The sequence below is a fragment of the Glaciecola sp. SC05 genome (assembly GCF_041380235.1).
Classification (GTDB): domain Bacteria; phylum Pseudomonadota; class Gammaproteobacteria; order Enterobacterales; family Alteromonadaceae; genus Glaciecola.
In genome coordinates this window covers 37,056-63,201 of the sequence record NZ_JBGIYY010000014.1, presented here as the reverse complement: position 1 = coordinate 63,201, position 26,146 = coordinate 37,056, and the positions used below count along the sequence as shown (strand labels likewise).

At 42.5% G+C, this 26,146-nt stretch carries 22 protein-coding genes; 17 read left to right on the top strand and 5 right to left on the bottom strand.

The genetic code is table 11. The features are described from left to right. Nucleotides 1–21: 21 nt before the first annotated feature. From glgB to AB9H30_RS13440, 4 genes are all read left to right on the top strand, one after another. Entirely contained in the window at nt 22–2,190 is a 2,169-nt protein-coding gene (gene glgB / locus AB9H30_RS13455; RefSeq protein ID WP_371195212.1) for a 1,4-alpha-glucan branching protein GlgB, read from the top strand. A gap of 28 nt (nt 2,191–2,218) precedes the next feature. Further along, nucleotides 2,219–4,297, top strand: a complete 2,079-nt coding sequence (gene glgX / locus AB9H30_RS13450; protein WP_371195211.1) for a glycogen debranching protein GlgX — start codon at nt 2,219–2,221, stop codon at nt 4,295–4,297. 432 nt (nt 4,298–4,729) lie between these two features. Next, entirely contained in the window at nt 4,730–6,175 is a 1,446-nt protein-coding gene (locus AB9H30_RS13445; RefSeq protein WP_371195210.1) for a glyceraldehyde-3-phosphate dehydrogenase, read from the top strand. Nucleotides 6,176–6,713: 538 nt separating this feature from the next. After that, entirely contained in the window at nt 6,714–7,448 is a 735-nt protein-coding gene (locus tag AB9H30_RS13440; protein ID WP_371195209.1) for a hypothetical protein, read from the top strand. 215 nt (nt 7,449–7,663) lie between these two features. Here AB9H30_RS13440 and AB9H30_RS13435 read toward each other — a convergent pair whose 3' ends face one another. The 4 genes from AB9H30_RS13435 to AB9H30_RS13420 form a co-directional block, all read right to left on the bottom strand. After that, on the bottom strand, nt 7,664–8,101 hold the full coding sequence (locus tag AB9H30_RS13435) for a PIN domain-containing protein (protein ID WP_371195208.1): 438 nt from the start codon (nt 8,099–8,101) through the stop codon (nt 7,664–7,666). Next, on the bottom strand, nt 8,098–8,316 hold the full coding sequence (locus AB9H30_RS13430; RefSeq protein WP_371195207.1) for an AbrB/MazE/SpoVT family DNA-binding domain-containing protein: 219 nt from the start codon (nt 8,314–8,316) through the stop codon (nt 8,098–8,100). The genes AB9H30_RS13435 and AB9H30_RS13430 overlap by 4 nt, the downstream gene beginning before the upstream one ends. A gap of 187 nt (nt 8,317–8,503) precedes the next feature. Then, a complete protein-coding gene (locus AB9H30_RS13425; RefSeq protein WP_371195206.1) occupies nt 8,504–8,794 on the bottom strand; it encodes a type II toxin-antitoxin system RelE/ParE family toxin in 291 nt (96 codons plus the stop codon). Next, complete coding sequence (locus AB9H30_RS13420; RefSeq protein ID WP_371195205.1) at nt 8,787–9,008, bottom strand: hypothetical protein; 222 nt, start codon at nt 9,006–9,008, stop codon at nt 8,787–8,789. Before AB9H30_RS13420 ends, AB9H30_RS13425 begins: the two co-directional genes overlap by 8 nt. Before the next feature lie 450 nt (nt 9,009–9,458). Between AB9H30_RS13420 and AB9H30_RS13415 the strand changes: the two genes are divergently transcribed. Further along, nucleotides 9,459–10,013 (top strand): hypothetical protein, encoded by a 555-nt coding sequence (locus tag AB9H30_RS13415; RefSeq protein WP_371195204.1) that lies wholly within the window; start codon nt 9,459–9,461, stop codon nt 10,011–10,013. Between the two features lie 44 nt (nt 10,014–10,057). On the opposite strand, the gene AB9H30_RS13410 is transcribed toward AB9H30_RS13415, so the two are convergent. After that, entirely contained in the window at nt 10,058–10,255 is a 198-nt protein-coding gene (locus AB9H30_RS13410; RefSeq protein WP_371195203.1) for a hypothetical protein, read from the bottom strand. 593 nt (nt 10,256–10,848) lie between these two features. Here AB9H30_RS13410 and AB9H30_RS13405 point away from each other — a divergent pair. The 12 genes from AB9H30_RS13405 (at nt 10,849) to AB9H30_RS13350 (ending at nt 25,997) form a co-directional block, all read left to right on the top strand. Further along, a complete protein-coding gene (locus AB9H30_RS13405; protein WP_371195202.1) occupies nt 10,849–11,991 on the top strand; it encodes a M14-type cytosolic carboxypeptidase in 1,143 nt (380 codons plus the stop codon). A 109-nt stretch (nt 11,992–12,100) separates the two neighbouring features. After that, nucleotides 12,101–13,735, top strand: coding sequence for an alanine/glycine:cation symporter family protein (locus AB9H30_RS13400; protein WP_371195268.1), 1,635 nt, complete (start codon nt 12,101–12,103; stop codon nt 13,733–13,735). Nucleotides 13,736–13,845: 110 nt separating this feature from the next. Then, a complete protein-coding gene (locus AB9H30_RS13395; RefSeq protein WP_371195201.1) occupies nt 13,846–14,178 on the top strand; it encodes a hypothetical protein in 333 nt (110 codons plus the stop codon). A gap of 4 nt (nt 14,179–14,182) precedes the next feature. Then, on the top strand, nt 14,183–14,476 hold the full coding sequence (locus tag AB9H30_RS13390) for a YeaC family protein (RefSeq protein ID WP_371195200.1): 294 nt from the start codon (nt 14,183–14,185) through the stop codon (nt 14,474–14,476). After that, the gene (locus AB9H30_RS13385; RefSeq protein WP_371195199.1) at nt 14,466–17,360 is read left to right on the top strand and encodes a DUF349 domain-containing protein; all 2,895 of its coding nucleotides are present in this window, start codon (nt 14,466–14,468) and stop codon (nt 17,358–17,360) included. Before AB9H30_RS13390 ends, AB9H30_RS13385 begins: the two co-directional genes overlap by 11 nt. Before the next feature lie 56 nt (nt 17,361–17,416). Beyond that, nucleotides 17,417–18,442, top strand: a complete 1,026-nt coding sequence (gene ansA / locus AB9H30_RS13380) for an asparaginase (RefSeq protein WP_371195198.1) — start codon at nt 17,417–17,419, stop codon at nt 18,440–18,442. Nucleotides 18,443–18,508: 66 nt separating this feature from the next. Next, a complete protein-coding gene (locus tag AB9H30_RS13375; RefSeq protein ID WP_371195197.1) occupies nt 18,509–19,399 on the top strand; it encodes an ABC transporter ATP-binding protein in 891 nt (296 codons plus the stop codon). Between the two features lie 20 nt (nt 19,400–19,419). Beyond that, complete coding sequence (locus AB9H30_RS13370) at nt 19,420–22,968, top strand: ABC transporter permease/M1 family aminopeptidase (RefSeq protein ID WP_371195196.1); 3,549 nt, start codon at nt 19,420–19,422, stop codon at nt 22,966–22,968. Between the two features lie 422 nt (nt 22,969–23,390). Beyond that, complete coding sequence (locus AB9H30_RS13365; RefSeq protein ID WP_371195195.1) at nt 23,391–23,969, top strand: DUF2589 domain-containing protein; 579 nt, start codon at nt 23,391–23,393, stop codon at nt 23,967–23,969. A gap of 62 nt (nt 23,970–24,031) precedes the next feature. After that, nucleotides 24,032–24,727: a hypothetical protein gene (locus AB9H30_RS13360; protein ID WP_371195194.1), complete on the top strand. Its 696-nt coding sequence runs from the start codon at nt 24,032–24,034 to the stop codon at nt 24,725–24,727. 3 nt (nt 24,728–24,730) lie between these two features. Further along, complete coding sequence (locus AB9H30_RS13355; protein ID WP_371195193.1) at nt 24,731–25,300, top strand: hypothetical protein; 570 nt, start codon at nt 24,731–24,733, stop codon at nt 25,298–25,300. Nucleotides 25,301–25,508: 208 nt separating this feature from the next. Beyond that, entirely contained in the window at nt 25,509–25,997 is a 489-nt protein-coding gene (locus AB9H30_RS13350; protein ID WP_371195192.1) for a GNAT family N-acetyltransferase, read from the top strand. The last annotated feature ends 149 nt before the right edge of the window (nt 25,998–26,146 follow it).

The following is a 26,146-nucleotide window of genomic DNA, read 5'->3' as shown; positions in this document are numbered from 1 at the left end:
GAATAATACACAAGGGACATTATGAATTTAGAACAGCAAATTTTAGCGGGCAAGTGCCCGCAGCCTTTTTCCGTTTTGGGCCCGCAGGTACAAGTTGATGGCACGGTGTTGATCAAAGTGCTGTTTCCTACTGCCAGAGGCGTGAGTATTTTAAATGCTGATGGCAGTGCTATTATTGCTAAAGCGAAGCCAAATCATAATGGTATTTTTACCGCCAGCCTTCAGCAAGAGCATTTAGTTTTTCCTTATCGAGTCAACATCACATTGGAAGAGGGTGAACACCAATATGTTGATCCCTACCAGTTCACCGCACAGGCTTATCATGCCGTGCACTTTATCGATCATGCACCACAGAATGTTTATCAACAGGCAGGGGCGCAATTAATTACCGCAGATGCAGGCATTGAGGGCGTTCGCTTTGCCGTGTTTGCGCCTAATGCGAGTGCGGTGGCAGTAATTGGTGACTTTAACGCTTGGAACGCGCAGCAGCATCCTTTGCAAAAGACCGATCTTGGATACTGGGTACTTTTCGTGCCGGGTGTTCGAGCAGGCATGAAATACAAATTTGCTATACACGATCAGCATGGCCATAGGTTAGCCGATAAGTCTGACCCGATTGGGTTTCAGCAAGAGCAATATCCTTCACATTCCTCGGTGGTCTATGATCACTCTCAGTATCGCTGGCAAGACAAAAAATGGTTGAATCGTAAAAATCAGCATCCTTACCAGCAAGCGATGAGTATTTATGAAGTGCACTTAGGTTCATGGAAACGGCCTGATGACCCTAATAAAACCTACTTGAGTTATCAGCAGTTGGCGGAAGATTTGGTTGCCTATGTAAAATCCATGTCGTATACCCATATTGAAGTTCTACCGGTTTCTGAGTTCCCATTTGATGGCAGTTGGGGCTATCAGCCAGTTGGCTTGTTTGCGCCCACTAGTCGCTTCGGTGATGCCGATGGTTTTAAATACTTTGTTGATCAGTGTCATCAACAAGGCGTTGGCGTAATTATCGACTGGGTACCTGCGCATTTCCCTGAAGACCCACATGGTTTAGCCAAGTTTGATGGTAGCTGTGTATACGAATATGAGGATCCAAAGAAAGGTTGGCATCCAGACTGGAATTCATACATTTATGATTTTGGTAAAGATACGGTCCGCCAGTTTTTAGTAGGCAATGCCTTGTATTGGTTTGACAAGTTTCATGTGGACGCCATTCGGGTTGATGCCGTGGCGTCAATGTTATATCTAGACTACTCACGGGATCATGGCGAGTGGGTTCCGAATGTAGACGGCAGCAATCATAATTACGAGGCAATTAGCTTATTACAATGGATGAACACAGCCGTTTACGAACAATTTCCTAACGCAATTACCATTGCTGAAGAATCTACTTCGTTTGCTGGGGTTTCAAGGCCTGTATCTGCAGGCGGATTAGGTTTTGGATTTAAATGGAATATGGGTTGGATGAATGACTCTCTAAGCTATATGGAAAAAGACTCCGCTTACCGAAAATTTCATCATGGTGAACTGACCTTTAGCATGGTGTATGCATATGATGAAAATTTTGTGCTGCCGATTTCCCATGACGAAGTGGTGCATGGCAAAGGCAGCATGCTAGATAAAATGCCCGGTGATGAATGGCAAAAATTTGCAAATTTGCGTGCTTTTTATGGATTTATGTTTGGCCATCCGGGCAAAAAGTTACAGTTTATGGGTAATGAATTTGCGCAGCCTGTTGAATGGAATCATGATGCGCAATTGCGTTGGGATGTCCTAAAGCACCCCATGCACGCAGGTGTCCATGCCTTATATGCAGATTTAAACAAGGTATACCAAAGGTACTCTGCGTTGCATATGCTTGATCACGAGCATGGCGGTTTTAAGTGGGGTGACTTGCACAACGCTGAGCAATCCATGGTGTCATTCGTGCGCATGAGTAAAAACGCCGAACAGGTGGTCTTGGTGATCTGTAATTTTACGCCTGTTCCTCACGATAATATGCGTTTTGGTGTACCTAAAAGTGGTAAATATCAGCTTATTTTAAATACTGACGAAAGCCGCTATGGTGGCAGTGATTATGTGACCAAGAAAAGCGCGACCGCTAAGCATCAGCAACATCATGATATGCCCTATAGTTTAAGTATTAATGTACCTCCCTTGGCGACGGTAATGTTGGTATGTAAATGAAATTCCCCCTATTTAAAAGTGATGTGCAATGAGTGAGCAAATTTCGTTTTCTAGTGTAAACCCTTTTCAATTATTACCGGGTTCTGTCCATCCTTTTGGCGCAACGCTTAACGATAAAGGCTGCAATTTTTCAATTTATTGCCCAGATGCTGAAGCAGTATTTGTGTGCCTATTTGATGAAAATGAGCAAGCTATTGCGCAAATTGCCTTACAGGAGCGCATACAGTCTAAGTGGTTTGGTTGCATCTCAAATGTAGAAGCAGGGCAGTTTTATGGTTTAAGGGTTAAGCCCAAACAACATAAAAATCTGATCGATTTTTCCGTCGAAAAGCTCCTCATCGACCCCTACGCCAAATCACTTAGTCGAGCTATTAATTGGGACCCTAATCAATACCAAGGTGACTCCCATGCGATGGTGCCTAAAGGCGTTATCATTGGTCCTGCAAACCAAGAATTTATGCCGCAAACTGTGCCTGCCGCCGAGCGAATAGTTTACGAAGCTCATATAAAGGGTTTAACCAAACTGCATCCTGATGTACCGAACGAGCATCGGGGTACGTATATTGGTGCTATGCATCCTGCGGTGATTTCGCACCTACAGACGCTTGGGGTAACGTCGATTCAGTTTTTACCTTTAATGAGCTTCATGCCGGAGCCTTTTGCCGTCGCGAAGGGCCTAACTAACTATTGGGGCTATAACCCGGTAAATTTCTTCGCTGCAGAGCCTCGCTACGCATGCAAAGATGCCTTAGCTGAATGTAAATTGATGATTCAAACTTACCGTGAAGCAGGGTTCGAAGTGATTTTAGATGTGGTGTTTAACCACACAGCAGAAGCGGGCGCTCATGGCCCAGTCTTGAGTTTCAAGGGACTGTGTGCGAACCATGCATATATAATTGAACAGAATGACGAAACCGATCATGCCGAATTCATCAATTATTCTGGCTGTGGAAATACTATTAAAGTTGCCGACACTTATATGCAATCACTGATATTGGACGCGATGCGCTATTGGGTAAGTGAGATGGGAGTGAGTGGTTTTAGATTTGATCTAGCCGCTACCTTGGGTCGAGAGCAAAATGAATATCGTAGTCATGCAAGTTTGTTCAAAATGATTCAACAAGACCCATTGTTAAAAACAGCTGCACTAATTGCAGAACCTTGGGATATTGGGCCTGGCGGATATCAACTTGGCCATTTTCCAGCTAGCTGGATGGAAGTTAACGATAAGTTCAGGGATTGTGTGCGCGGTTTTTGGCGAGGAGATAAAGCATTAAAAGGCGAGTTTGCAACGCGTTTGATGGGATCTAGGGACGTGTTTCGTAAAAACCTGAGACCGATGCATGCTAGTGTCAACAACGTGACCTATCACGATGGTTACACGCTACATGACCTAGTGAGCTACGAACAAAAGCACAACTTGGCCAACTTAGAAGAAAACCGAGACGGACATAACCATAATGTTAGCCGCAATTACGGGGTCGAGGGCGAAACCGATGATCTGGGCGTCATTGCGCTTCGAGAGCAGCAGAAGCGAAACCTATTCGCCACTCTTATTCTAAGTCAAGGAACGCCGCATGTTTTAGGCGGTGACGAACTAAGCCGCACGCAAAAGGGTAATAATAACGCTTATTGCCAAGACAATGAGTTAAATTATTTCAATTGGAATTTATCCGATAATCAGCAGCAGTTTCTAGCTTTCTGTCGATATGTCATTGCGCTGCGTCAGCAGCACCCATTATTACAACAAATGCACTTCGCCGATGATCAGTTCAGCAATCAAGAAAATATTGCGATTGCTGAGTGGTATCGTCGGGATGGCAGTCACAAACGTGATATCGATTGGGTCAATCATGAGCATCATTGCTTTGCGCTGCACATCGTTGGTACTCAAACATCCATGAAGCAGGCTCAACAGCAGTGGGTGTTTTGTATTAACAGTGCAGATGCACCAAAACAGTTTGAACTCGACGTGCTGGCTCAACCTAATCGTTGGAAGTGCATGCTAGACACCGCCTGTAACGACCAGCAAGATTGCAAGAGCTCACATATTGACGGTTTGTTTGAAATGCCCGCCCACAGCATGCGACTGTTTAAGAGTATTTAAATGGTATGCAGTGGTAAGTGCCAATATGTTTATTGATCGCTACTGAATGTTGGTCTAGTCACTACCCTTGTTGTCTTGGGTTACCAGATATCTGGATTTGCAGAGCTGTATCGATGGCGTGCAGGCAGTGACGAAAACAACATGCGCTGTCGAGACATTGGTCGTAAAAAAGAAAATATATTCTGAAAGTTTGTTTCATTTTATTTGTTTTTCGGATGGTCCTCATTGTGTAAATAGCCCGTTTGCGAAGATAAATAGGCCTTCCATGCTTCAATTTGAAGATTAATTACTAGCTTTTTAGACTTTAATTGCTGATTGTCTTAAAACTGTAAGTTTTCACCAGTTTGGACTTTTAGCGCAGTTTGCATAGAATGCGCGCACACGTGGTTTATCAAACCAGTCTCAACACTCATTAATGCAGGGTCTAATTGAATGAATCAGCAGTTTGAACAGCAACTTCAAAGCAGTTGGCAAGAGCGGCAGGATTACGCTGAACGCATGCAGCCGATCATTGGCAATCTCTATCGCAATCATGCGGTCGAAATAACCGTTTACGGGCGCACACTCCTAAATGCCAGTGCGATAGATGTTATAAAGGCGCACCGCAGCGTTAGATTATTTGAAGGTGAAAAACTAAAACTCCGTGAAAGTTGGCCGGTGCTTGAGGCAATAAGCCAAATGAAACTTTCTCCCTGCGAGGTAGATATCGGTAAATTGGCTTTTGCTTTTCATTACGGTGCTGCCAAAGACCAAACTGACCTAGTTGCTTATCTACGCAGTGTTTTAGTTGACGTTGTCGACCAAAATGATAGTCAGGAGCCAAAGGATGTTGTGCTCTATGGCTTTGGTCGCATCGGACGTTTACTAGCAAGATTGATGATTGAGCGTCAGGGCAAGGCTAATAAATTAAGATTGCGCGCAATTGTGGTTAGAGGTGGGCGAGAAGGCGACCTAGAAAAGCGTGCAAGTCTGCTGCGTCGTGATTCTGTTCACGGGCCGTTTAACGGCAGTATTACCGTTGACACTGAGCGCAATGCAATCAAGGCAAATGGTAGCTATATTCAGGTTATTTACGCAAATCACCCAAGTGAAGTTGACTATACCCAATATGGCATTAACAACGCCATTGTGGTTGACAATACCGGGATGTGGCGAGATGAAGAAGGTCTATCACAGCACCTCAAAGCAAAAGGCGCGGCAAAAGTGCTATTAACCGCTCCTGGTAAAGGTGCAATAAAAAACATTGTTCACGGCGTAAATCATCGAGACATTGTTGACTCCGACATTATTTTGTCAGCGGCAAGCTGCACCACTAACGCTATCACTCCGGTCTTAAAAGCCATTGATGAGGCCTACGGCATCGAGAATGGTCATGTTGAAACTGTGCATTCATTTACTAATGACCAACATTTGATTGATAACTATCACAAAGCCGATCGTCGCGGTAGGGCTGCTCCGCTTAACATGGTCATCACTGAGACGGGTGCGGCAAAAGCCGTTGCTAAAGCCTATCCTCAGCTAGAGGGCAAGCTCACAGGTAATGCCATTAGGGTACCTACACCAAACGTTTCGATGGCGATTTTGAATCTCAATTTAAAAGTTGAGTTAGATAAAGAAACGATCAATCAATTTTTGCAACAAACGTCACTGTTTTCTAAACTTCTTCATCAAATTGACTACACGGCATCTAAAGAAATTGTATCGACCGATTTAGTGGGAGCGAGGGCGGCTGCTATTGTTGACTCTCAAGCAACCATTGTTGCAGGTAATCGCGCCACACTTTACGTATGGTACGACAATGAATTTGGTTATAGCTGTCAAGTCATGCGGGTAGTTCGCGATATGGCTGGGGTGTCTATTCCCTGCATCCCGCTGTAATACCCGTATTTCTCACAGGCAAAAATGAGAACAGGCAGTAATAATCTCAATAAAGATTTATTGCTGCCTTGTTTATCATGTTGTGTAATGTCGATGATTCAAACATTGATTGTTGTCCGACGATGATGATTTTTAATATTTTTACTTGGCAATCAAGTTATAAAAATTTTTACTTAAATGGTAGAAAAGTGCCAAATGCTGACATTTCGTGATCAATATTATTAGCATTACTGAAGAAAGCTGAAGTTTCAAAATCCTCATAGAAGGGCAAAATTTAGCAGTTAAGATATAGTTGTTTTAGGTAAATTAATTTTGTCCAAGCAATGCTTAGAAATTTAGTAGAGCCTATTCAAATGACTGAACTGCGCAAGAGACCTTTCATAACTATTCTCTATAATTTGATCTTCTTTGAGCGATTCTTTATGCTTCAAAAAAATCATTTCGTGCCATTTTTATTTATAAACACTTAAAATCGATCTATGCATTTCTGATGCGAAATAAAAATGACATTTCATTAAGAAAGTAGGTGAGAAAGACTATGAATCCATTGTTAATTATAGCAATCGTTGTTATTTTCTTGCTTATATTGGTCTTAGTCCCTAGTAAGCAGACAAGACACCTAAACAGTATATTCAAAAAACCTATTCAAAAGCTGTCACCTGCATTGGAAGGTCAATATGCTCGGGTGCAAGGTAAAGTAATAGCTTTTAGAACTCATCATTCACCAATATTTAAACAAGCAGCTATTATTCATGAGACGACATTTTTTACATTAAATTCGAGAGAGCAAAGGGACCCAGACTGGCACTCCAAAGAGCACAATTGGAAGTTAGAGCAATCAGAGAAAATCAAAAACGATTTCCTTGTAGAAAATAACGGATGGTATGCTTTGATAAGAACAGATAGCTCCTTTGAATTTCTGAGTAGGAATATAAACGATATCAATCAGTATGATATTGGAGTTATCAGTAGCTTAAATCAAGGCGATATCAAATTTGAAAAAATTGAGTCTAACCTTAAAGAATTCATGAGTATGTTTTATTCAAAGTTAGCAATAAAGGTACTTTTTGACACCCATATTTTGCGGGCAAAAGAGACATATTTGCTTGACGGTGAATTTGTCAGTGTCGTCGGTATCTGTAAACTAGAAGCTGTTGATAAGCATCCCTCGATCAAAAAACATCTTCATCCGGATACTAAAAAAATACTTGTTATTGGTAGTTGTAAAGAGCCTTTATACATCACTGACAATATGAAAATTCTATTCGGTTAGCAATAATTGCCCGATGAAACTTTTGCCTATATGCGCAATACAAACTTTTCACAAAAATTTGGGCAATGTATGATCGCTTATGCCGTGTTGCCAACTGTCAGCACAACAAGGTTCAATGGCGGCTTTAGAGTGCGACAAATCAATATATCAATATGGCGGTTATTCGAGGGCTTTGCCGACACACAACTACAATAACTTTTATGCCAATGCATGCGCTATTGAGGTTCAATAACGCCATCGATTTCTTGTGCTGCTCTATCAAAAGTAAAAAGTTGAGAGATCTTTATATTATTCAGTTCGCCGTATCGAAGAGCCTTATTAAGAATAAGAGTGTCAGGGAAGTTCGCTTGTTTCCTTTTTCCTTTAATTTTTTTGGGTGTTGCGTTAATAAAGTCTTTTAATGCGCGCCAAACTGCTTGAGAATCTTCGAACTTTATATTGCGTTCTGCAAACAAGGCATGGATGACATCAATCACGCTTTTTCTTGGTAAGTTATAGCGCTTGCCGGTAAGTACCCAGATAGTCTCAGATAAAACGACATCAGTAACTAATACTTCAACATCCCCAGTAATTAATTGTCTTGCTTTTGGACTTTGTTGCTCATCGTCATCTAACAGATATCGGAGCAATATATTTGTATCAATCGCAATCATTGATTAATTGCACTTTGAAGTGATTGAGATTCATTAACTGATAGGTCCGCCTCAAGGCCTCTCAACAAACCATTTGCTGCTCCAACTGATTTTTTAACAATGGAGATAACGCCATGCCTATCTACGAAGGTGTCTACTTCATCGCCTTTATCAATCTTCGCAACAGAACAAACCTCAACCGGAAGTGTTATTTGTCTTTTGGTACTTACTTTCATTATTTAACCTTTACTTTTTCTTTGTTAGTAAAGAATAACATAGCTTTACTTTTGAGTGAATCGTAAAGAAAGTAGTTCTGAAGTTCTTTGTGAGTGTCGACTCCAGGGTGCGACAACTCAAAATTCCAATATGACCGGTTATCGAGGGCTTTGCAGTCATTTCATTTATGGAGTGAACCTTGTCTATCTAATAGATCCTTTTAATATCCCGGTAGAAATTTTCATGTGAACCAAGGGCAATTAACTCTAAGATAATTTCCTCATCTTGGTAGCTATACCCTAGCAGAGTTAGCTGCTTAACCATCTTAAATTTATAAACACGCATAAAAGAAAGGTCACCTTTCTTTTGCTCTCCTAACAAAGGTGTTTCAACTAAGGCCCTGATTGCTTTGTCTAAATCAGTTTTTTGGTTTTTATGAAGTTTTTTAACTACTTTCTTAAAGTTCTCAGTTTGTAAAACTGTCGTTATTTTAGCCAAAATTATATGGCTCCAGTTTTCCTGCTTCTTTTTGCGCTTGAGAAATAACGGCTTGTTTAACGAATTCATATGGTAAGTCAGGATTATCCTCCATTATCTCACCAATTTTTGCCCAATGTTCTATTTGTTTAGGTGTTGTCCTGTTGAGCGCCTTACCCATTATTGCGGCTTTTTCTACGAGCTCTTGATCTAACCTAACGCTTGAAGTCGCCATTTTCATCTCCGATTATTATAGCTGGAGAAATGTAGCAAATTGCATCAATAAATGCAATGTGCTACAAAAACATAGTAAAAAGGAATTAGTAATGAAATTTGAACGACTACGCATGAACGGCCGCTTTAGGGTTCGATAAATCAAAATTTGGCAATGACTCCAAATCGAGGGCTATGCCGACGTTTGGACCAGTGAAACGTAACCCAATAGCTCGCAGCGGATGCAAAGGCCAGCCAAGCAAAGGCAAAGCAACCATAAGCGAATTTATTCTTAAAGATAAATTCTTTCAATAAGTTACATAATGACACACTCATAGATAAACAAAGGGCATATACTGAGCTTTGTTTATCTATACCTACGTTCAGTCGTTTTATTTGTGGCATTCAATAAACTTCACTCATGATTGTAAATATGAACATAGTTGTAGCAATGTATCTAAAGGAGAATCACATGACAAAGAATTTGATTGGAAACTACACAAGAAACTGCGGCGCACTTTTTCTATTTACCGCGGCCTTATTACTTCAATTAACAGCATTTCAACTTCAAGCGTTTCAAGATCAAGTCGGTCAACAAGAGCAATCCGCTGCGGTTAATGAGAATGATACTGAAGTCATCGATGTTGTAGGCGAACAACATTTAGTCTTTTATCGTGATAATTTACACGAAGCTGAAGATGCATTTTTTGGTATGTTGAATGAAGTTATTGAAGACGATGATTTTAAGGTGACTTGCAAAACTCAGCTTATACAAGCGTTTAGTCGTTTAAAGGAACGAACTTGTGAAGCAAATTTTGTCTCCAGAATCACCGGTCGAGAGACTCGAGACGGTATTGATTCTGGAAATCAGCCTAGCACCATGAAAATTCGCCGGCAGCTCGATAAAAAACAAAGAGAATATGCAGAAGTTTTAGTTGCAAAAATTAACGAAAATCCAAATATACTTAGAGCCTATCAAGAGCTCGAGCTAGCAAAGCAAAAATACCAAGCCGCAAAAGGAGATTAAGTTCGTCCGTTGTTGTTAATAAACAACAAAGGGGTAAAAGTAGATTAACTTGGTGTTAAACCGGACAATGCTTTTGGTGAATTTGGATTGCCTCGGGATGATGTGCGCCTTTCGCTTAGTCTCAAGCGAAAGGCCAAATTAGGGTAATATCTATCAATCAACTGCTGATGCTTACCATTATTGAGCGCTATTTGAAGCCCCTCGGTAAGGTGCTCTGCGAGTGCTTGTTTTTCTGGATGCACATAAAATACCAGTGATAGCGGATGGTAAATCAGTAAACCAGGCTCGATGATTAATCCTAATCAGGCAAGCTTGCTCTCTACCAATTGATACAACAAAGTGGTTTCTGGGCGATGTCGTTGGTATTTTTTGGGTTGCTGTACCACCAGTACAACTTTTCATCCTTGAATAGTGGTATTCAAGGATGTCAAAAAAGAGGTCAGAAAACGACTGAACAATGAGCTTGATTTGGGGGGTGTAGTATTGCCGTTTTACCTTGAACGTCGACTCAAGGGTGCGACAACTCAAAAATCCGAAAAATTTAATATGACCGGTTTTCGATGCCTGTGCCGACGTTTGGATGATTGAAAAACCAACCCAAACCCATCAAACTTATTATAATGAAAGTTGATGGCCGGCCAATGAACCTATCATATATCAACGCCGTTTTGGTGAAATAGCACTTATTATGTTTCAAGCTTTATTAGCGCCATACAATTGTTTAAAAAATCATCGCTAAGCCCCAATTCTCCACATCAAATTTAATATCTTACTTCTCGCATCGGCAATGCATGTGCTACACTTTTTTTAAAGTGATCTAACAGGCAAAACAATAATGAAAATAAATAGCCAGTTTGACAGCGGGAACATTCATGTTGTTCGCGCAGATTCTCCTAGCGATATTCAGCTTACAATTAATAAAGACAATCAATCAGACTTTTATCAATGGTTTCATTTTAAACTGCATACATCACCGTTTATTAACCATCGCATTCAAATTAACGAACTCGCTAAATCGGCTTATCCTGATGGATGGAAAGATTATCAAGCGGTTGCATCTTACGACCGCAATGAGTGGTTTAGAGTAGATACCACCTTTGATGGCGATAGTATCGTTATTGATTTTACGCCTGAGTACGACAGCATATATTTCGCATACTTTGCGCCCTACAGCTATGAGCGTCACCTGCATTTAATTGCCGATTCGCAAATGTCTTTCGATTGCTCTCATGAGTTGCTTGGTACCACGCTCGACGGACGAGAAATCAACCTCTTGGTTATTGGTGATGACAGTACCGATGAGGGTGTGAAGAAAAATAAGGTTTGGATAACGGCTCGCCAGCACCCAGGTGAAACTATGGCCGAATGGTTAGTTGAAGGTTTACTTGGCCGTTTGCTTGACGAAGAAGATGGCACTGCCAGAGCGCTGTTAGAGCACAATCAATTTTTTGTTGTTCCTAATATGAATCCAGATGGCTCAGTAAGAGGGCATTTGCGCACCAATGCGGTGGGCGCTAACTTAAATCGAGAGTGGGCCAACCCGACTCTTGAGAGAAGCCCGGAAGTGTATCATGTACTCAAAAAGATGGAGCAGACCGGCGTTGATTTGTTTTTGGATGTACATGGAGACGAATCGCTGCCATATAACTTTGTGGCAGGTACTGAAGGCAACCCAAATTACAATCAGCGCATTGCAGATTTAGAAACACTGTTTAAGCAAAGCCTAATGGCGACAACGCCTGAATTTCAAGATACTTACGGTTACGACAAAGACGCCCCAGGGCAATCAAACCTGACCGTAGCGTGCAACGCGGTAGGGCATAAGTTCGATTGCCTATCTTATACCTTAGAGATGCCGTTTAAAGACAACGCCGACTTGCCCGATGCAAGTTTTGGCTGGTCGCCAGTGCGTTGCCAACAGTTAGGTGAAGACCTACTCGTGGCGATTAGAGCCGTTAGCCCAAAACTTAGGGGCTAAATCAGTTTACGACGGCAGATAAGATGTCTGTCGAATGAATGTTTTGTAACGATAAATAATAAAAAAGATAAGGAACACAAACGTGGATGCCATACTCAATTTTTTTAATATGCTGGACGGCTATTTAGGCGGTGCCAAATGGTTCCCTTTCGTGCTGTTAGGCGTTGGTGCATTTTTTACCGTCTATTTAAAATTTCCACAAATACGCTTTTTTAAACATGCGTGGAAAGTGGTCATGGGTAAATTTGATAAAGGCGATGAGCCCGGCGATACCACCCATTTTCAGAGTCTTACTACGGCGCTTTCTGGGACAGTGGGTACCGGTAATATTAGTGGGGTTGCCTTCGCTATATTCTTAGGAGGCCCGGCTGCATTGTTTTGGATGTGGGCAACGGCGTTCTTGGGTATGACGACTAAATTTGTGGAAGTAACGCTATCTCATAAATATCGCGTTAAAACCGACGATGGCACCATGGCCGGCGGTCCAATGTATTACATGGACCGAGGTTTGAACATGAAATGGCTAGCGGTAGCGTTTGCTGTCGCGACCGTAATCAGCTCTTTTGGCACAGGGAATTTGCCGCAAAGTAATGGTATTGCGACAAGCATGGAATCGACCTTTGGATTCCCACCTGCATATGTGGGTGGTGCACTCGCGATTCTGCTTGGACTGGTGATTATTGGCGGTATTAAGCGCATTGCTGCGGTGACTTCTAAAATTGTGCCATTTATGGCGGCGGTTTATCTAATCGGTGCGTTAGCGGTTATATTTGCTAATTTTGGCAACATTGGTCCTGCGTTTGTCGCAGTTATCGGTGATGCATTTAGTGGCTCAGCGGCGGCTGGTGGGTTTTTAGGCGCTTCGTTAGCTTATGCATTTAATCGTGGTGTTAATCGGGGCCTGTTTTCAAACGAAGCGGGTCAGGGTTCTGCGCCTATTGCACACGCTGCAGCTAAAACCAAAGAGCCAGTTTCTGAAGGAATGGTGTCTATCTTAGAACCATTTATCGACACTATTATTATCTGTACCGTTACCGGTTTAGTTATTTTGTCATCGGGCGTTTGGAACCAAAAACATGACAATATTTTTGACCGCACCGACATGATGTTTATCGCCGGAGAGTACGCCGAAAGTGATCAAGATGACGTAAGAGCAATGTATCGCTTTTTAAATGATTATGAAGGGGCTTCGGTTACGCCATTTGAAGGCGAAATAAAAGTGGTGAATGGGGTTGCCATCAGCGGTGGATATACGCTTATTAATGCCCGTTCGTTTGCCGAAGATGTTACTTATTCTGTGGGCTCTCCAGACGACCCATTTACCGGTACGCTTAAAATTTCAGATGGTAAAATAAGTCGACCTAATATTGTGGTTGAGGGTAAATCGTTGGTGCACTCTGCTAATCTAACAGCGATCGCATTTACCAAAGGCTTCTTCGGAGAATTTGGTAAATATATAGTATCGGTAGGCCTATTGCTGTTTGCGTTTTCAACAGCTATCGCTTGGTCGTATTATGGCGATCGGGCAATGACGTATTTGTTGGGTCCTGCTTCGGTAATGCCATATCGCGTTGTTTATGTTGCAGGCTTCTTCTGGGCCGCTATTTCCGATACTACACTAGTATGGGCACTATCGGCGGTGGCAATTGTGGTCATGACCTTACCGAATCTATTTGGTATCATGATGCTGCGAAAAGAGATGAAGCAAGCCGTGAATGAATACTGGGCAAAAGTGAACAAATAAGCGCTCTGATTCATATTACTCATAAAGGTTAACCCTACTGGTTAACCTTTTTTATTATGCTCATTGGGGCATAGATATATTGCGCTACAAATATATAAAGGGAGGCTTTGATGGCCATTACAAAATGTCCAGCATGTTCGAAACCTATTTCTGATAAAGCGAAAACGTGTCAGCACTGTAATCTTGAGTTAGGCGATGCCAGCGCAGAAGACATCGAAAGGAAATTGAGTCATGAGCGCTACCAAAAGCTCAGTCGAATTCAAAACCAGTCGATGTTAGCGATCTTAGTATTTGTGGTCGGCGCCTACTTTGTGTTTATGGGAGACTTCCCAAATACCGAAAAAGGTGTATTAATGTATAACCTGTCGGTAGCAGTCACCGCTATCGGCTTTATTTGGTATGCGATAAACAGAGTCAGAACCACATTAACGAAAAGGAAGTAATCTCGTGCAAGTTGAGCACTTAGTAGCAGCAATGACCCCACAAATTTATGATAATTTGAGGCGTGCGGTTGAAACTGGAAAATGGCCTGATGGTAAAGCACTTAGCGCCGAGCAAAAAGAAAATTCCATGCAGGCAGTGTTGCTTTATCAGGCAAGGTTTGAACAGACCGATCAACACATGACAATTGGTAAAGATGGTGAAATTGTGCAAAAAAGCAGAGCACAACTTCAGCAAGAACTAAAGCAAGCAGCGGCGAATGAAGTGCCAATTGCACGGTTTAAAAAAGATGATATTTAAACGTTTATTCCAACGCGCTCACCAACATCCTGATCCTGAAAAACGCCTAGCGTCAATTAATGGTTTAGATCCTAAGCAAGACAAAGATAAGCAAATCTTGCACGAGCTAGCATTTAACGATGAATCAGCGAAAGTCAGTGTTGCAGCACTCGATGCTCTCTCATCGTTTACTCTATGGATGAAGGCTTACGAGACGCATTTTCATCAAAAAGTGCAGCTTACCGCAAGGGCTCAAGTATTGAAGTTGCTTGAAGATCCCGAGGTAGTTAACGACAAGCTACTTATTGATATTGCCAAGCAAAACAAACATAACGTTTTGCTCAGAGAAATGGTTTTTACGAGTAAGCGCTTGTTCAGTATGGAAGCACTGTGTGTGGAGATGGTGTTAACGATTTGTGCGGATAATGAGGTTCGTCGATTTTACAGCGAAAGAGCAAATAATAAACAGAAGCTCGCGATTATAGATACCTTAGATGAGAAGGCGCTTCGACGTTTCAGAAAATCAGAGAGCGCGGCAGATGTGTCCGCCTACATCGACGATAAGCTAAGTGCTTTAGCGCTTGCCGCGCAAAAACCGAAAAAAGTATTAGCCGCAGCCACACTCATCAACAGCCGTTTGTTGGCAATATCAGACTTGCTCGATTATGAAAGTATTCAGCGGCAAAAGCGGGTGTTAGTCAATGAATTTGACGCATTGAAATCGGAATTTACCGTTTTAAGCGACGAGGATTCTGCGCAACTTACCTCTAAATATTTCACAATAAAAGAGCGTGTGGATAAACGCTTAACACAGTTAGAGCCAGATTATATGGCACATGTTCACTTGAGCGGCGTGACTGACGCGATTAGCGATATACAAAATCGTGCCGCCATCATTTTTCAACAAATTGATATACTCAGCGAAACCGATTCACCTGAGCAGCTTACCAGTCAGGTGGAGTTACTTGACCGCTCAATTGACGATTTGCGATTAGAATTGTCAGATATAAATGCACAGACAAAGAGTGCTGAAGGTCACGGACAAACTACTGCTGCCCATCGCGGTGCGATAATCAAATTAGAAAATGCTTTTAATGAACGCCAAGGTCTATTGCATAACTTGCCTGAGGCGATTGCGCGAAACGCTCAGATTGATGAACTGCTATCAAAAGCCAATTTCCTATTAGAATCTGAGGCTACTGAAAAGGTTCACAGCGCAACAACAAACCCCGAGAATCTTACCGTTGATAACAGCAGTGAACCTAATAAAAGCGCAGATCCGCAAACCTTGGGCGATGTTCTGAAACGTCTCGAAAGCTTAATGACATCAGGCACAAACCCTGCTCGCCTTGCATCAATAAAAGCCATTAAAAAAACGCTCCAAGATAAGCGAAAAGAAACGCTGGAAGCCTCTAAAAATCTAGAAAAGCGCTGCTTTGCAAAGCTTAATGTTTGCCTGAATATGATTGAACAGGGAAAATTTAAAGTCGCAATTTCAACGTTTAATACCGCACAAAAATTATTAGCGCAAGTGGAGCCGAAATCCCCCAGTCTTGCCCGCCGATGTGATGAAGTTCAACAAAAAATTGGTGAGCTAAAAGATTGGCAGTCTTATATTGCAGCACCTAAAAAGCCGGCGCTTATCGCAGCTGCGAATACGCTAGCAGACAATGAGGAAATGGATATTGCTGAACGGGCAAAACTAGTCAAACAATATCGCGCCGAGTTTGTCACGCTGGGTCGCCTGCATACTGATGATGACGATGCATTAAATAAAGAGTTTGACACTGCGATTGAAAAAGCATTTGCACCATGTCGTGCGTATTACGCGCAGTTAGACAGCATTCGCGAACAAAATTTGCAAAAAGGCAAGCAAGTATTAGACGCGCTTGAAGCCCTGCGTGAAGTTGCTGACCCCGTCACGCTTGCCAAGCATTTAACGTCAATCTCTCAGCAGTATCGTAAGCTAGGAGATATAGATAAGCAGGCTCGAAGTCAACTGCATAAAGACTACCAGCAAAAGCTTAAGCCTTTGCAGGAAAGGGTCAGCGCCTATTATCAAGACAATGCGATGGCTAAGCAAAAGTTGATTGATAAAGCACTCAAACTGAATGAGGGTGAAGACATTGAAAGTGCTGCAAGTGTTGCCAAAGGTCTTCAATCAGAATGGAAGGCTTTAGGCTTTGCTGGCGCTAAACAAGATCAGGAGCTTTGGCAAAGGTTTAGAGAGGCAAATGATGCGATTTTTAAACGCTTACAAGACACTATTGCTGAACAAAAACATGCTGCACATGTTCAAGTACAAGCGATTAAAGCGCAATTAGACGCCTTAAGTTCAGCGATTACGCAGTCGCAACAGCTGAGTGACTTGAATGAAGTTGATCGCATCGTTGACCAAATTAAGGTGGCAATTGAGCAACTGCCGCGCCCTCAGCAACAGGCACAATCAAATAAGCTTGCGGCTCATCAAGCCACGCTTGCTCATAAAATAAAAAGCTTTGAAAATAATAAACAAAATGCAGTGCTCGAAAACGTGTTTGATATTTTAGCAAAACATGATGGTAAGCTCAGTGCAGAGCAACTTGCTGCCTTGCCATCGCAGTTTAAGCAAGCCTTTGAGCCCTCTTTTGTAAATGACAATGCGCCCAGTGTTTTAGTTGGTATGTCACGTCAGCAACTGAACATGGCCGCCGATATTTTGCTGGCCGATGGCAAGGGCTATGCTGATTCTGTGCAAAAGAAAGATGTCCAACTGAAACTTATGGCGGCAAAGCTGGAGGGACAAATTATGCCAGATGCAGATGCTATTTTAGTGCAATGGATTGGCGTGGGTAAGTTGGCTGACGGCGACGTTGATTTATTAGCCAAATTTAAAAGTCTTTATACGACTGCGAGTAAGCGTTGAGCTAGGTATTTTGCCAACATAGCGTGTCGTTACCAACTGCACAAAGGGAAAGCGCAATGGTGAAGCCCGAAAAGAAACGTATTTACATCGCCTATACTGGGGGCACAATTGGTATGCGAGCCTCAGCCAAAGGCTTTGTGCCAGTTGCAGGGTTTTTAACTGAAACCTTGGCGAATTTACCTGAGTTTCACCGCGCAGAGATGCCCGAATTCACTCTCCATGAATACGATGCGCTTATCGACTCCAGTGATATGGTGCCGGCAGATTGGCAACTGATTGCGAACGATATTCAAGCTAACTATCAAAATTACGATGGTTTTATTATTTTGCATGGCACAGACACCATGGCGTATACGGCCTCAGCACTGTCTTTTATGTTTGAGAATTTAGCCAAACCGGTCATTATTACCGGTTCTCAAATTCCGCTTGCGCAGCTTCGCTCTGACGGCCAAGCTAACCTACTAAACGCTCTGTATATTGCTGCAAACTATGCCATTGGTGAAGTTACGCTGTTTTTTAATAACAGTTTATTCCGCGGCAATCGAGCCCGAAAAGTGAATGCAGATGGTTTTCATGCCTTTGATTCGCCAAACTATCCTTCATTGCTAGACGCCGGGATCCATATTCAGTCTCATGTAGAAATTGTTCCTGTTCCAACACATTGTGAGGACTTAATTGTTGCCGATATTCAAAGCCAAGCGGTAGGCATGCTGACATTGTATCCGGGGATGAGCGCTGAATTGCTTGCTAATGTGTTACAGCAGCCGGTTAAAGCGCTGATCCTGTTAACATATGGGGTAGGCAATGCGCCTTCAAACCCGGCTTTATTAAATCAGCTTAAACTCGCCCGAGAAAAAGAGATTTTAGTGGTCAATTGTACGCAATGTATGCGCGGAAAAGTGGATATGAGCGGTTATGCAAATGGCAAATTGGTGCAGGCAACCGAGGTGGTTTCTGGAAGGGATATGACGCCAGAATCGGCTCTCGCCAAGCTGCACTATGTGCTGAGTCAAACTCACCTAAGCTTCGAGCAACAGCAAGCGTTAATGAATCAAAACCTTCGCGGTGAAATGACGCTTTAGTTAAATGTAGCAAAACTGATAAGCGCTGGACGCTTAGAAATTTTTTCGAGTATCAAGGAAAACAGCATGCTAAAAATCAGTCAAGTGTCCAAGACCTATGCCAATGGAGTGCATGCCCTAAACAATGTAAGTTTGAACATTGAAAAAGGCCTCTTTGGCCTACTTGGACCAAACGGTGCGGGCAAGTCTAGTTTAATGCGCTCTATTGCTACCCTACAGCAGCCTGATACCGGCACTATTACCTTTGACGGCATCGATGTTATCCATCAACCAAATGAGCTTAGGCAGCGTTTAGGCTACCTACCACAAGATTTTGGCGTTTATCCGCGGATTAGCGCATATGACTTACTCAATCACTTAGCGATTTTGAAAGGAATCGAAAATAAAGCTGAGCGCAAAGAAACGGTTGACGGACTGTTGGCTCATACCAACCTGTTTGAGCAGAGAAAATTATCGGTAAGCGGTTTTTCTGGGGGAATGCGACAACGCTTTGGGATTGCCCAAGCTTTGCTTGGAAACCCCGACTTGCTGATTGTAGATGAGCCAACCGCAGGTCTCGATCCAGAGGAGCGAAATCGTTTTCATAATTTACTAGTCAGCCTGGGTCGCGATAAGGTCATTATTTTGTCTACGCATATTGTTGATGATGTCTCGGAATTGTGCGAGGACATGGCGGTGCTGGGTAGCGGTAAAATTTTATTGCAGGGCAATCCCATTTCGGTCACCCAAAGCCTACAAGGTAAAATTTGGCGTAAAACAGTACAGGCTTATGAGCTCAATGAAATTGCAGATGATCTAAGCGTGCTGTCTACAAAATTATTTGCCGGCAGAACCGTGGTGCATGTGGTTTCGGATGAGCAACCTGAAGGCTTTGAGGCAGCCCCAGCGACTTTGGAAGATGTCTATTTTAACACTTTAGCGCAAACCCGCCTCAGTGCTTCAGCTAGTGTTGTGTAGGGGGTATGATGCTTTTCCAGATGACCCAGTTTGAATGGCGATATTTTACGAAGCAACCTTCGTTTATTGTGACCTGTTTAGTGTTTTTTCTCCTACCATTTTTGTCAGTGACCATTGAGCAAGTGCAGATTGGGGGATCATCTAATGTCAATATAAATAGCCCTTATGCGATCGCGCAAACCATGCTGATATTTGGCGTATTTGGCATGTTTTTAGTAGTCAATTTTGTTGCCAACACCGCCATGCGTAACAATGTCAGTGGTATGAGCGAAATTATCGTCACCAAACCGCTATCAGCGTTTAGCTACCAGTTAGGGCGGTTTTTAGGTGCATATTTGGTTTGTTTAACGGTATTTGCCATGATCCCATTAGCGCTGATAATTGCGTCTTTCATGCCATGGTTAGACCAAACGAGAGTCGGTGCATTTTCTTTCAGTGCGTATCTAGTGCCATATTTTGTATTTTCAGCAAGCACTTTGTTTGTGCTAGCGAGCATGTTTTATGCGGTCGCTTTAAAATTTAAAAGTATGATGGCGGTGTATTTAGTCGCGCTAGCGATTTTTATGTTTTACGTAATATCAGGGCAGGTGCTGTCAGCACCAAATCAGCGAGAGTGGGTGGCATTGTTAGATCCATTTGCGCTGCGAACCTACGGTGACATTACCCGTTATTGGACACCCGCAGAGCGTAACACTCAGATTGTTGGCTTACACGCTACGGTATTAATCAATCGTGGTATGTGGTTGTTAAGCGCTTTATTGATGTTATTTGCTTTTGGGCGACTGTTTTCGCCCTTAAGCCTGTTTGTTCAGTCAAGTTCAGAAAAGAAACTGGGGCCATCTAAGAAAGATATACCTTTGCAAAACGCTATTGATGCCAAGTATTCAAATCAGCGTCCTTCGTCTCAGTTCAAGATGCGATTACGCTTTGAATTTTTACAAGTATTTGGATCCCCTGCGTTTGCATTTTTGATGCTGTTTTGCAGTTTTTCGCTGATCTCTATATTGATCGATCCAAGCGGTTTATACGGTGCGCCTAATTGGCCGCTCACGCAATACATGGTTGAAATGATAGAGGGTGCCTTCGGCCTAGCATTAATCATAATTATTACCTACTACAGCGCTGAGGTTGTCTGGCGAGAACGTTCCGTTGGCATGGGCGATATTGTCGACAGTTTACCGGTAAGTAATTTTACATTTTGGTTTTCTAAATTACTTGCGGTGTGCCTGCTCATTATTTCGGTGCTGTTTGCCGGCATGTTAGCCACATTGATTAATCAATTGCTAAGAGGTTTCAGCCATATTGATATGACGCAATACCTCATATCGCTTTTGTACTTTCAGGCTTTACCATGGATGTATTTGGCAGTACTCGCGTTTTTAATTCAGGTGCTAAGCCCGAATAAATATATAGGAATGTTGATATTTGTCGCATATTTCTTTATCTCCTTAACCTTTGGGCAACTGGGTCTTGAGCATAATATGTTGAACTTTGGTCGAGCCCCGATCATGCAATACTCAGATATGAACGGCTATGGCTGGGCACTTACTACTCAGCACTATTATATGCTGTATTGGGGATCGCTGGCGCTAGTGTTGAGCGCATTAAGTTTTGCACTGTGGCAGCGCGGACCTGAAACAAGCCTTAGGGGCAGAGCTGCACTGTTGGTCTATCAACTAGGCAGTGGCGGCAGGATGCTAGTGATTGTTGGAACATTATTATTTGTAGCTTACGGCACAATCATTTACTACAACACGTCCATCACCAATCAGTTTATGACAGATACTCAGCGCATGGACTTGCAGGCACAATACGAAAAGGCGTATGCGCAGTTTGAAGATAGCGACGTGCCAATGATTACTGCTGTAGAAGTCGATGTGGCGATCTTTCCGAGCCAGCGGCGCATCGAAACTATTGCAAGCGTAAGTATGGTCAACCGAAGCTCAGCACCTATTTCCCGTTTTTTAATTAATCTGCCTCAGTATTCATCTGACATTCGGTTTGATATTCCTGGCGCCCAACTCACAGATTTAAACGAAGAGTTTGATACCGCTTGGTTAGAGTTTGAAAATCCCTTGGCACCCGCTGCGCATGTGAGTGGACAGATTTCATTGGTGCGTCAGCACTTTGGCTTCAAAGATGCGGGCGAAGACTTTACATTGGTTAAAAATGGCACCTTTATCAATAATTTTGAATTATTTCCAAGCTTTGGGGTTGATCAACGCAAGTATCTGACAGAGCCCCATCAGCGAAGAAAGCGCGACTTAGATCCACCACGCAGAGCATACCCTCTAGAAGACACTAGCAAATATACGCAGAGTTTTTTTGGCCCGACAGTTGGATTAATTGATTTCGCCGCGACCATTTCAACAAGTGAAGATCAAATTGCCATCGCGCCTGGTTATTTAGCGAAGTATTGGAGCGACGCGGGGCGCAATTTCTTTCGCTATGAAATGGATGCACCGATGATTAATTTCTTCAATATCATGTCGGCCGACCTTGAGGTTAAGTCTGCTCGGCACAAGGGCGTGGATATTACGGTTTATTATCATCGTACTCATGATTGGAACGTCGATAGAATGATTGAATCGGTACAAGACTCAATAGATTTGTTCACCGACGTTTTTGGTCCATATCAGCACAAACAAATGCGTATTATAGAATTTCCAGGCTACCGGGAGTTTGCGCAGAGTTTTGCTAACACCGTGCCGTATTCAGAGCGCATAGGCTTTATAAGCGACCTGCGTAACCCTGAAAATATTGACCCTGTATATTATGTTACCGCCCATGAAGTTGCACATCAGTGGTTTGGGCATCAGTTAAATGCGGCAAATGTAGAGGGCAGTGCGATACTCAGTGAATCGCTTTCGCAATATGCTGCGTTGTTAGTGATGCAAAAGAAGTACGGTGAAGCCAAAATCCGTAAATTCTTAACGTACGAATTAGATAGTTATTTGCGCGGCCGCACGCTAGAAGCTATCGAAGAAATGCCGCTAATGCGCTCGCAAGACCAGCAATATATCCATTACCGCAAAGGTGCAGTAGTGATGATGGCAATTGCCGATCGAATAGGCTATGAGGCAGTCAATGCGGTGCTTGCAAATCTCATCCAAGAATTTAAGTTCTCCACAGGTATACAGCCTAGTACATTGAACTTGCTGGCTGCTTTAAAAGCGCAATCTGCAGTTGAGCATCATAGATTTATTGACCAGCAGTTTACGCAAATCAGCCTGTATGACTTGCGGCTCAATTCGGTTGATATGACAAAATCAGAGCAGGGTCGGTTTAGCGTGGAGTTAGATGTTTATGCAGCACAATTTGTGGCTGACGGCAAAGGCGAGGAAACAGAACAGGTATTTTCTGATTATGTTGATATTGTGTTGTTTGCCAATGACCCCGATGATTTTACTGCCGAAACAGTCATCATTTATCAGCAGAAGCATTTGCTAAAGCAAGGTCAGAATACATTGATGATAGAGGTCGAGGCCGAACCAAAATATGCCGGTGTTGACCCCTTTGTTCGTTACATCGACCGTGAAACAAGAGATAACATAAAAGCGATAGACTAGGGCGTGTTGATCTTTGCTTTATGCTCTTGTGGCAACGTTACGCACTGCCAGTTTTATGCTCCGTTTATATGCATAATATGAATATCGATAGTTCTATTGAGTATAAGTTTGAAATTTGTCAGTCGATCTTAGTCTAATGATTTGTTTTGCAATGACAATCGAAGCTGTTATAACTGATGCACGTGCTGGACAAACCTAAACCCTCTTCTGCGATGTTTCCATCGCTGTGTCTAACAAGTGATACCTTGTTTGTTTGAGCTTAAAACTCATGCTAGAGCCATACTGATTTATTCAGTGCTGCGCAAGTGTAGAATTCTATAATTTTATATTAGCGCCTTCCTTTTTTGCACAGCAAAAAGGGGTCTAATCTAATGCAGTAACCTAAACTTGCAGTCTTGGGTATAAACCACAAGGAGATTGTAATGGCTATAGGAGACGAACTATCGAGTATTGACTTTAAGTCGATGATTGGAGGTCCTTTAGATGCTGTTGTCCGTGCGCAAGCACAATCCGCTCAAACCTCAGTTGATTTTATAAAATCAGTAGGCTTTGACGAAGACAGCGGTGAGCCGACAATGGTCACTTTCAGTTATATGAAAGCCATTGAAATAAAAGACGCGGACGGCAATGTCACCAGCGTTGAACCTCAAAAATATGACCTTACCGTACCGATATTAACGATGCTACCAATCCCGTTTATTCGTGTTGAAGAAACTACCATTAGCTTTAACGCTAAAATAAACTCCGTGCAAGAATCCACTACCACCTCATCAACAAGCTTAAATACGAGCTTATCAGCAAAAGGTGGTTGGGGCCCTGTATCGGTTAAGCTTAGCGCAAGTTTTGCTCGTAAAAGTGCTAAGTCGGCATCATCTAAGATTGAGAGAACCTACAGCTTATCTGTAAATGTGCGGGCCGTTCAAGACGAGCTTCCAGCAGGCACAGAAAAGCTACTGGGGATCCTAGAAAGCGCAATCACAGAAGTAAGATCAGGCGCTTAACTATATAGGAGTGGGGCGATTTCGCCCCTTATATTGCTCAATCAATAAAAGGGAGTTAGCAAATGTCTGAGTTAAGTGAAGTGTTAGGTGCATTAATGGTCAACCTAGTCCATGCAAGGCGAATGGCCGACGAAGAAACAGCTGCAGTCGCTGAATATTATAAAGACAACCCATTGTTAGAAGGCATGAGTTTACCTAGAGTAAGAGTGCCAGAGTTAACGATAGATATGCCGCTGACTTTTGATAAACATACTCCAGCAAAAGACGCGCAATTAAATACCCCAAGCGTTATTCACAAATCATTGATGGATCAATTTAAAGCCAGTATTGCAGACGAGGAAATCACTACCGATACCAAAAAATTTCAAGCGGTTTTTGACAAAGAAGCAAGGTTAGCCTTACAACAAATCTCTGATAATAGAAAAAACGGGGACACGCGAGTAACCAAGGAAGCGGTGCTAAGAGGGGTCGATAACGCCTTTGCTAAAGCCTTGAAAAAAAGCGCAGCCAATAAAGAAATTCCTTTTGAAAATTCTAACAGCGTTAACAAAGCCATTCGGCACCGTGTTGCTCAAGTAGCTTTAAAAACACAGGCTAACCCCATTTCTTTAGAGGCCAGCGCAACGACTAGTGCGGTCAAAGAAAATTCTACGGCGGCAAACAGCGTTCGTTTGCACATTACGCTGCGCGAAGAGGGTTTAGAATGGGCTACCAGTGCCGAAGACGGCAAGCTAACGCATCGACTTCAGCCTGAGTAAGCTATGCGCTCTATTGCCAAAGAAAAAATCATTCATCAACTGTTGCAGTTAAGCACATTAACCGACCGATATATGCAGCTCGACGTGGCTTATCCCGATAAGGCTTTAGCTTGGTTACTTGAAACCGAAAAACAATTAGAATCACTGAGGTTACCGGTAGTGTCAAAGTTATCAGTGCTCAGAGGGTTATTAATTGCGATTGACGATGGCTATCAAGACCCTAGCATAAGCGATGTCTCTCGAGGTAAGCGTAAGGCAAAACGTGCACTGGCGGCTTATATTATTAGCCAAGCTGAGCAGGTGCTAAGAGAAGAAGTTGATTTTATTGATCATCAATTTGCGGAATTAATTGATAAGCTATCGCAACTTTTAGCCATCAGCTTTGCTCAACAAGAGCTTCCAGCCACACCACAAATAACGATGCCGTATGTCGATAAAGTGTGGAGTCTAATGTCACAAAATCAAGAAACGAAAAGCATGTTTAGATACATTCAAGCTCGCGTTGGCGAAACAGACCGTAGATACCTTTTACAAGCGCTCTTGGTGAATATGCTCTCGCATAACAGTAATTGAGCCTGGCATTTGTAAGCGTATTGATTGTCCTATGCATTGTGTGTTAAAAGACCACGGCGGCAACGTAATTATGTTTGACCAACATCAATAAACAACAGATCAACCATGTCAAAAAAGATGGTTTGTGGGCAATGGGCTACAACATTAGAAAATGTTTAAGCGAAATTGCCTACATGCTTGCTTAATGGCCAAGACAAGAAAGAACTAAATGGACATTCAAAACATTGAAACACAGCACTTATCGGAAATTTTAGTTCTTAACGAAATTTCAGTGGCGGTATTAAGTCCCTTAAATCGAGAAAAATTGTTGCATCTCATCTCGCAATCCCAATTAGCAAAGGTAGTACTAATTGAAAATAAAGTGGTCGCATTTTTATTAGCGTTTGGTGCGAAAGCAGATTATCAAAGTATAAATTATCAATGGTTTAATGCTCGCTACGAAGCATTTCTGTATATCGATAGGATTGTTGTTTCCCAAGCTTATCGAGGCAAAGGTATCGCTACTGAAATGTATAATTATTTAGTGGCTTACGCAGTCTCAGCATCATTACCGAGACTGGTTGCAGAAATCGATATTCAGCCTCCAAATAATGCCTCTTTGAAATTTCATCAGCGTTTTGAGTTTGTCGAAGTGGAGCAGTTGATTCACAGTGAAAATAAAATAGTGTCTTTACAAAGCCGTTCGATTGGTGGCTAAGCATCTCACTCAATGTAGAGTGCTGTGGTTTTTTTGAATATGATCAAAGCACTCTGCCATGCTCAGTCTAGATGGCTTTTGGTTTTAAGCGAGCAGCAAAATTAATCGTATGCTTAATCAATACTGATTGAAAAATTGCTTTGGTAAAG

What these genes read in the sequence shown, in the direction of transcription:
- AB9H30_RS13370 (WP_371195196.1), top strand. Translation starts at nt 19,420, where the DNA reads ATGACCCAGTTTGAATGGCGATATTTTACGAAGCAACCTTCGTTTATT.
- AB9H30_RS13350 (WP_371195192.1), top strand. Translation starts at nt 25,509, where the DNA reads ATGGACATTCAAAACATTGAAACACAGCACTTATCGGAAATTTTAGTT.
- AB9H30_RS13440 (WP_371195209.1), top strand. Translation starts at nt 6,714, where the DNA reads ATGAATCCATTGTTAATTATAGCAATCGTTGTTATTTTCTTGCTTATA.
- AB9H30_RS13435 (WP_371195208.1), bottom strand. Translation starts at nt 8,101, where the DNA reads ATGATTGCGATTGATACAAATATATTGCTCCGATATCTGTTAGATGAC.
- ansA (WP_371195198.1), top strand. Translation starts at nt 17,417, where the DNA reads ATGGTGAAGCCCGAAAAGAAACGTATTTACATCGCCTATACTGGGGGC.
- AB9H30_RS13365 (WP_371195195.1), top strand. Translation starts at nt 23,391, where the DNA reads ATGGCTATAGGAGACGAACTATCGAGTATTGACTTTAAGTCGATGATT.
- glgX (WP_371195211.1), top strand. Translation starts at nt 2,219, where the DNA reads ATGAGTGAGCAAATTTCGTTTTCTAGTGTAAACCCTTTTCAATTATTA.
- AB9H30_RS13395 (WP_371195201.1), top strand. Translation starts at nt 13,846, where the DNA reads ATGGCCATTACAAAATGTCCAGCATGTTCGAAACCTATTTCTGATAAA.
- AB9H30_RS13355 (WP_371195193.1), top strand. Translation starts at nt 24,731, where the DNA reads ATGCGCTCTATTGCCAAAGAAAAAATCATTCATCAACTGTTGCAGTTA.
- AB9H30_RS13405 (WP_371195202.1), top strand. Translation starts at nt 10,849, where the DNA reads ATGAAAATAAATAGCCAGTTTGACAGCGGGAACATTCATGTTGTTCGC.
- glgB (WP_371195212.1), top strand. Translation starts at nt 22, where the DNA reads ATGAATTTAGAACAGCAAATTTTAGCGGGCAAGTGCCCGCAGCCTTTT.
- AB9H30_RS13415 (WP_371195204.1), top strand. Translation starts at nt 9,459, where the DNA reads ATGACAAAGAATTTGATTGGAAACTACACAAGAAACTGCGGCGCACTT.
- AB9H30_RS13375 (WP_371195197.1), top strand. Translation starts at nt 18,509, where the DNA reads ATGCTAAAAATCAGTCAAGTGTCCAAGACCTATGCCAATGGAGTGCAT.
- AB9H30_RS13445 (WP_371195210.1), top strand. Translation starts at nt 4,730, where the DNA reads ATGAATCAGCAGTTTGAACAGCAACTTCAAAGCAGTTGGCAAGAGCGG.
- AB9H30_RS13360 (WP_371195194.1), top strand. Translation starts at nt 24,032, where the DNA reads ATGTCTGAGTTAAGTGAAGTGTTAGGTGCATTAATGGTCAACCTAGTC.
- AB9H30_RS13420 (WP_371195205.1), bottom strand. Translation starts at nt 9,008, where the DNA reads ATGGCGACTTCAAGCGTTAGGTTAGATCAAGAGCTCGTAGAAAAAGCC.
- AB9H30_RS13430 (WP_371195207.1), bottom strand. Translation starts at nt 8,316, where the DNA reads ATGAAAGTAAGTACCAAAAGACAAATAACACTTCCGGTTGAGGTTTGT.
- AB9H30_RS13400 (WP_371195268.1), top strand. Translation starts at nt 12,101, where the DNA reads ATGCTGGACGGCTATTTAGGCGGTGCCAAATGGTTCCCTTTCGTGCTG.
- AB9H30_RS13385 (WP_371195199.1), top strand. Translation starts at nt 14,466, where the DNA reads ATGATATTTAAACGTTTATTCCAACGCGCTCACCAACATCCTGATCCT.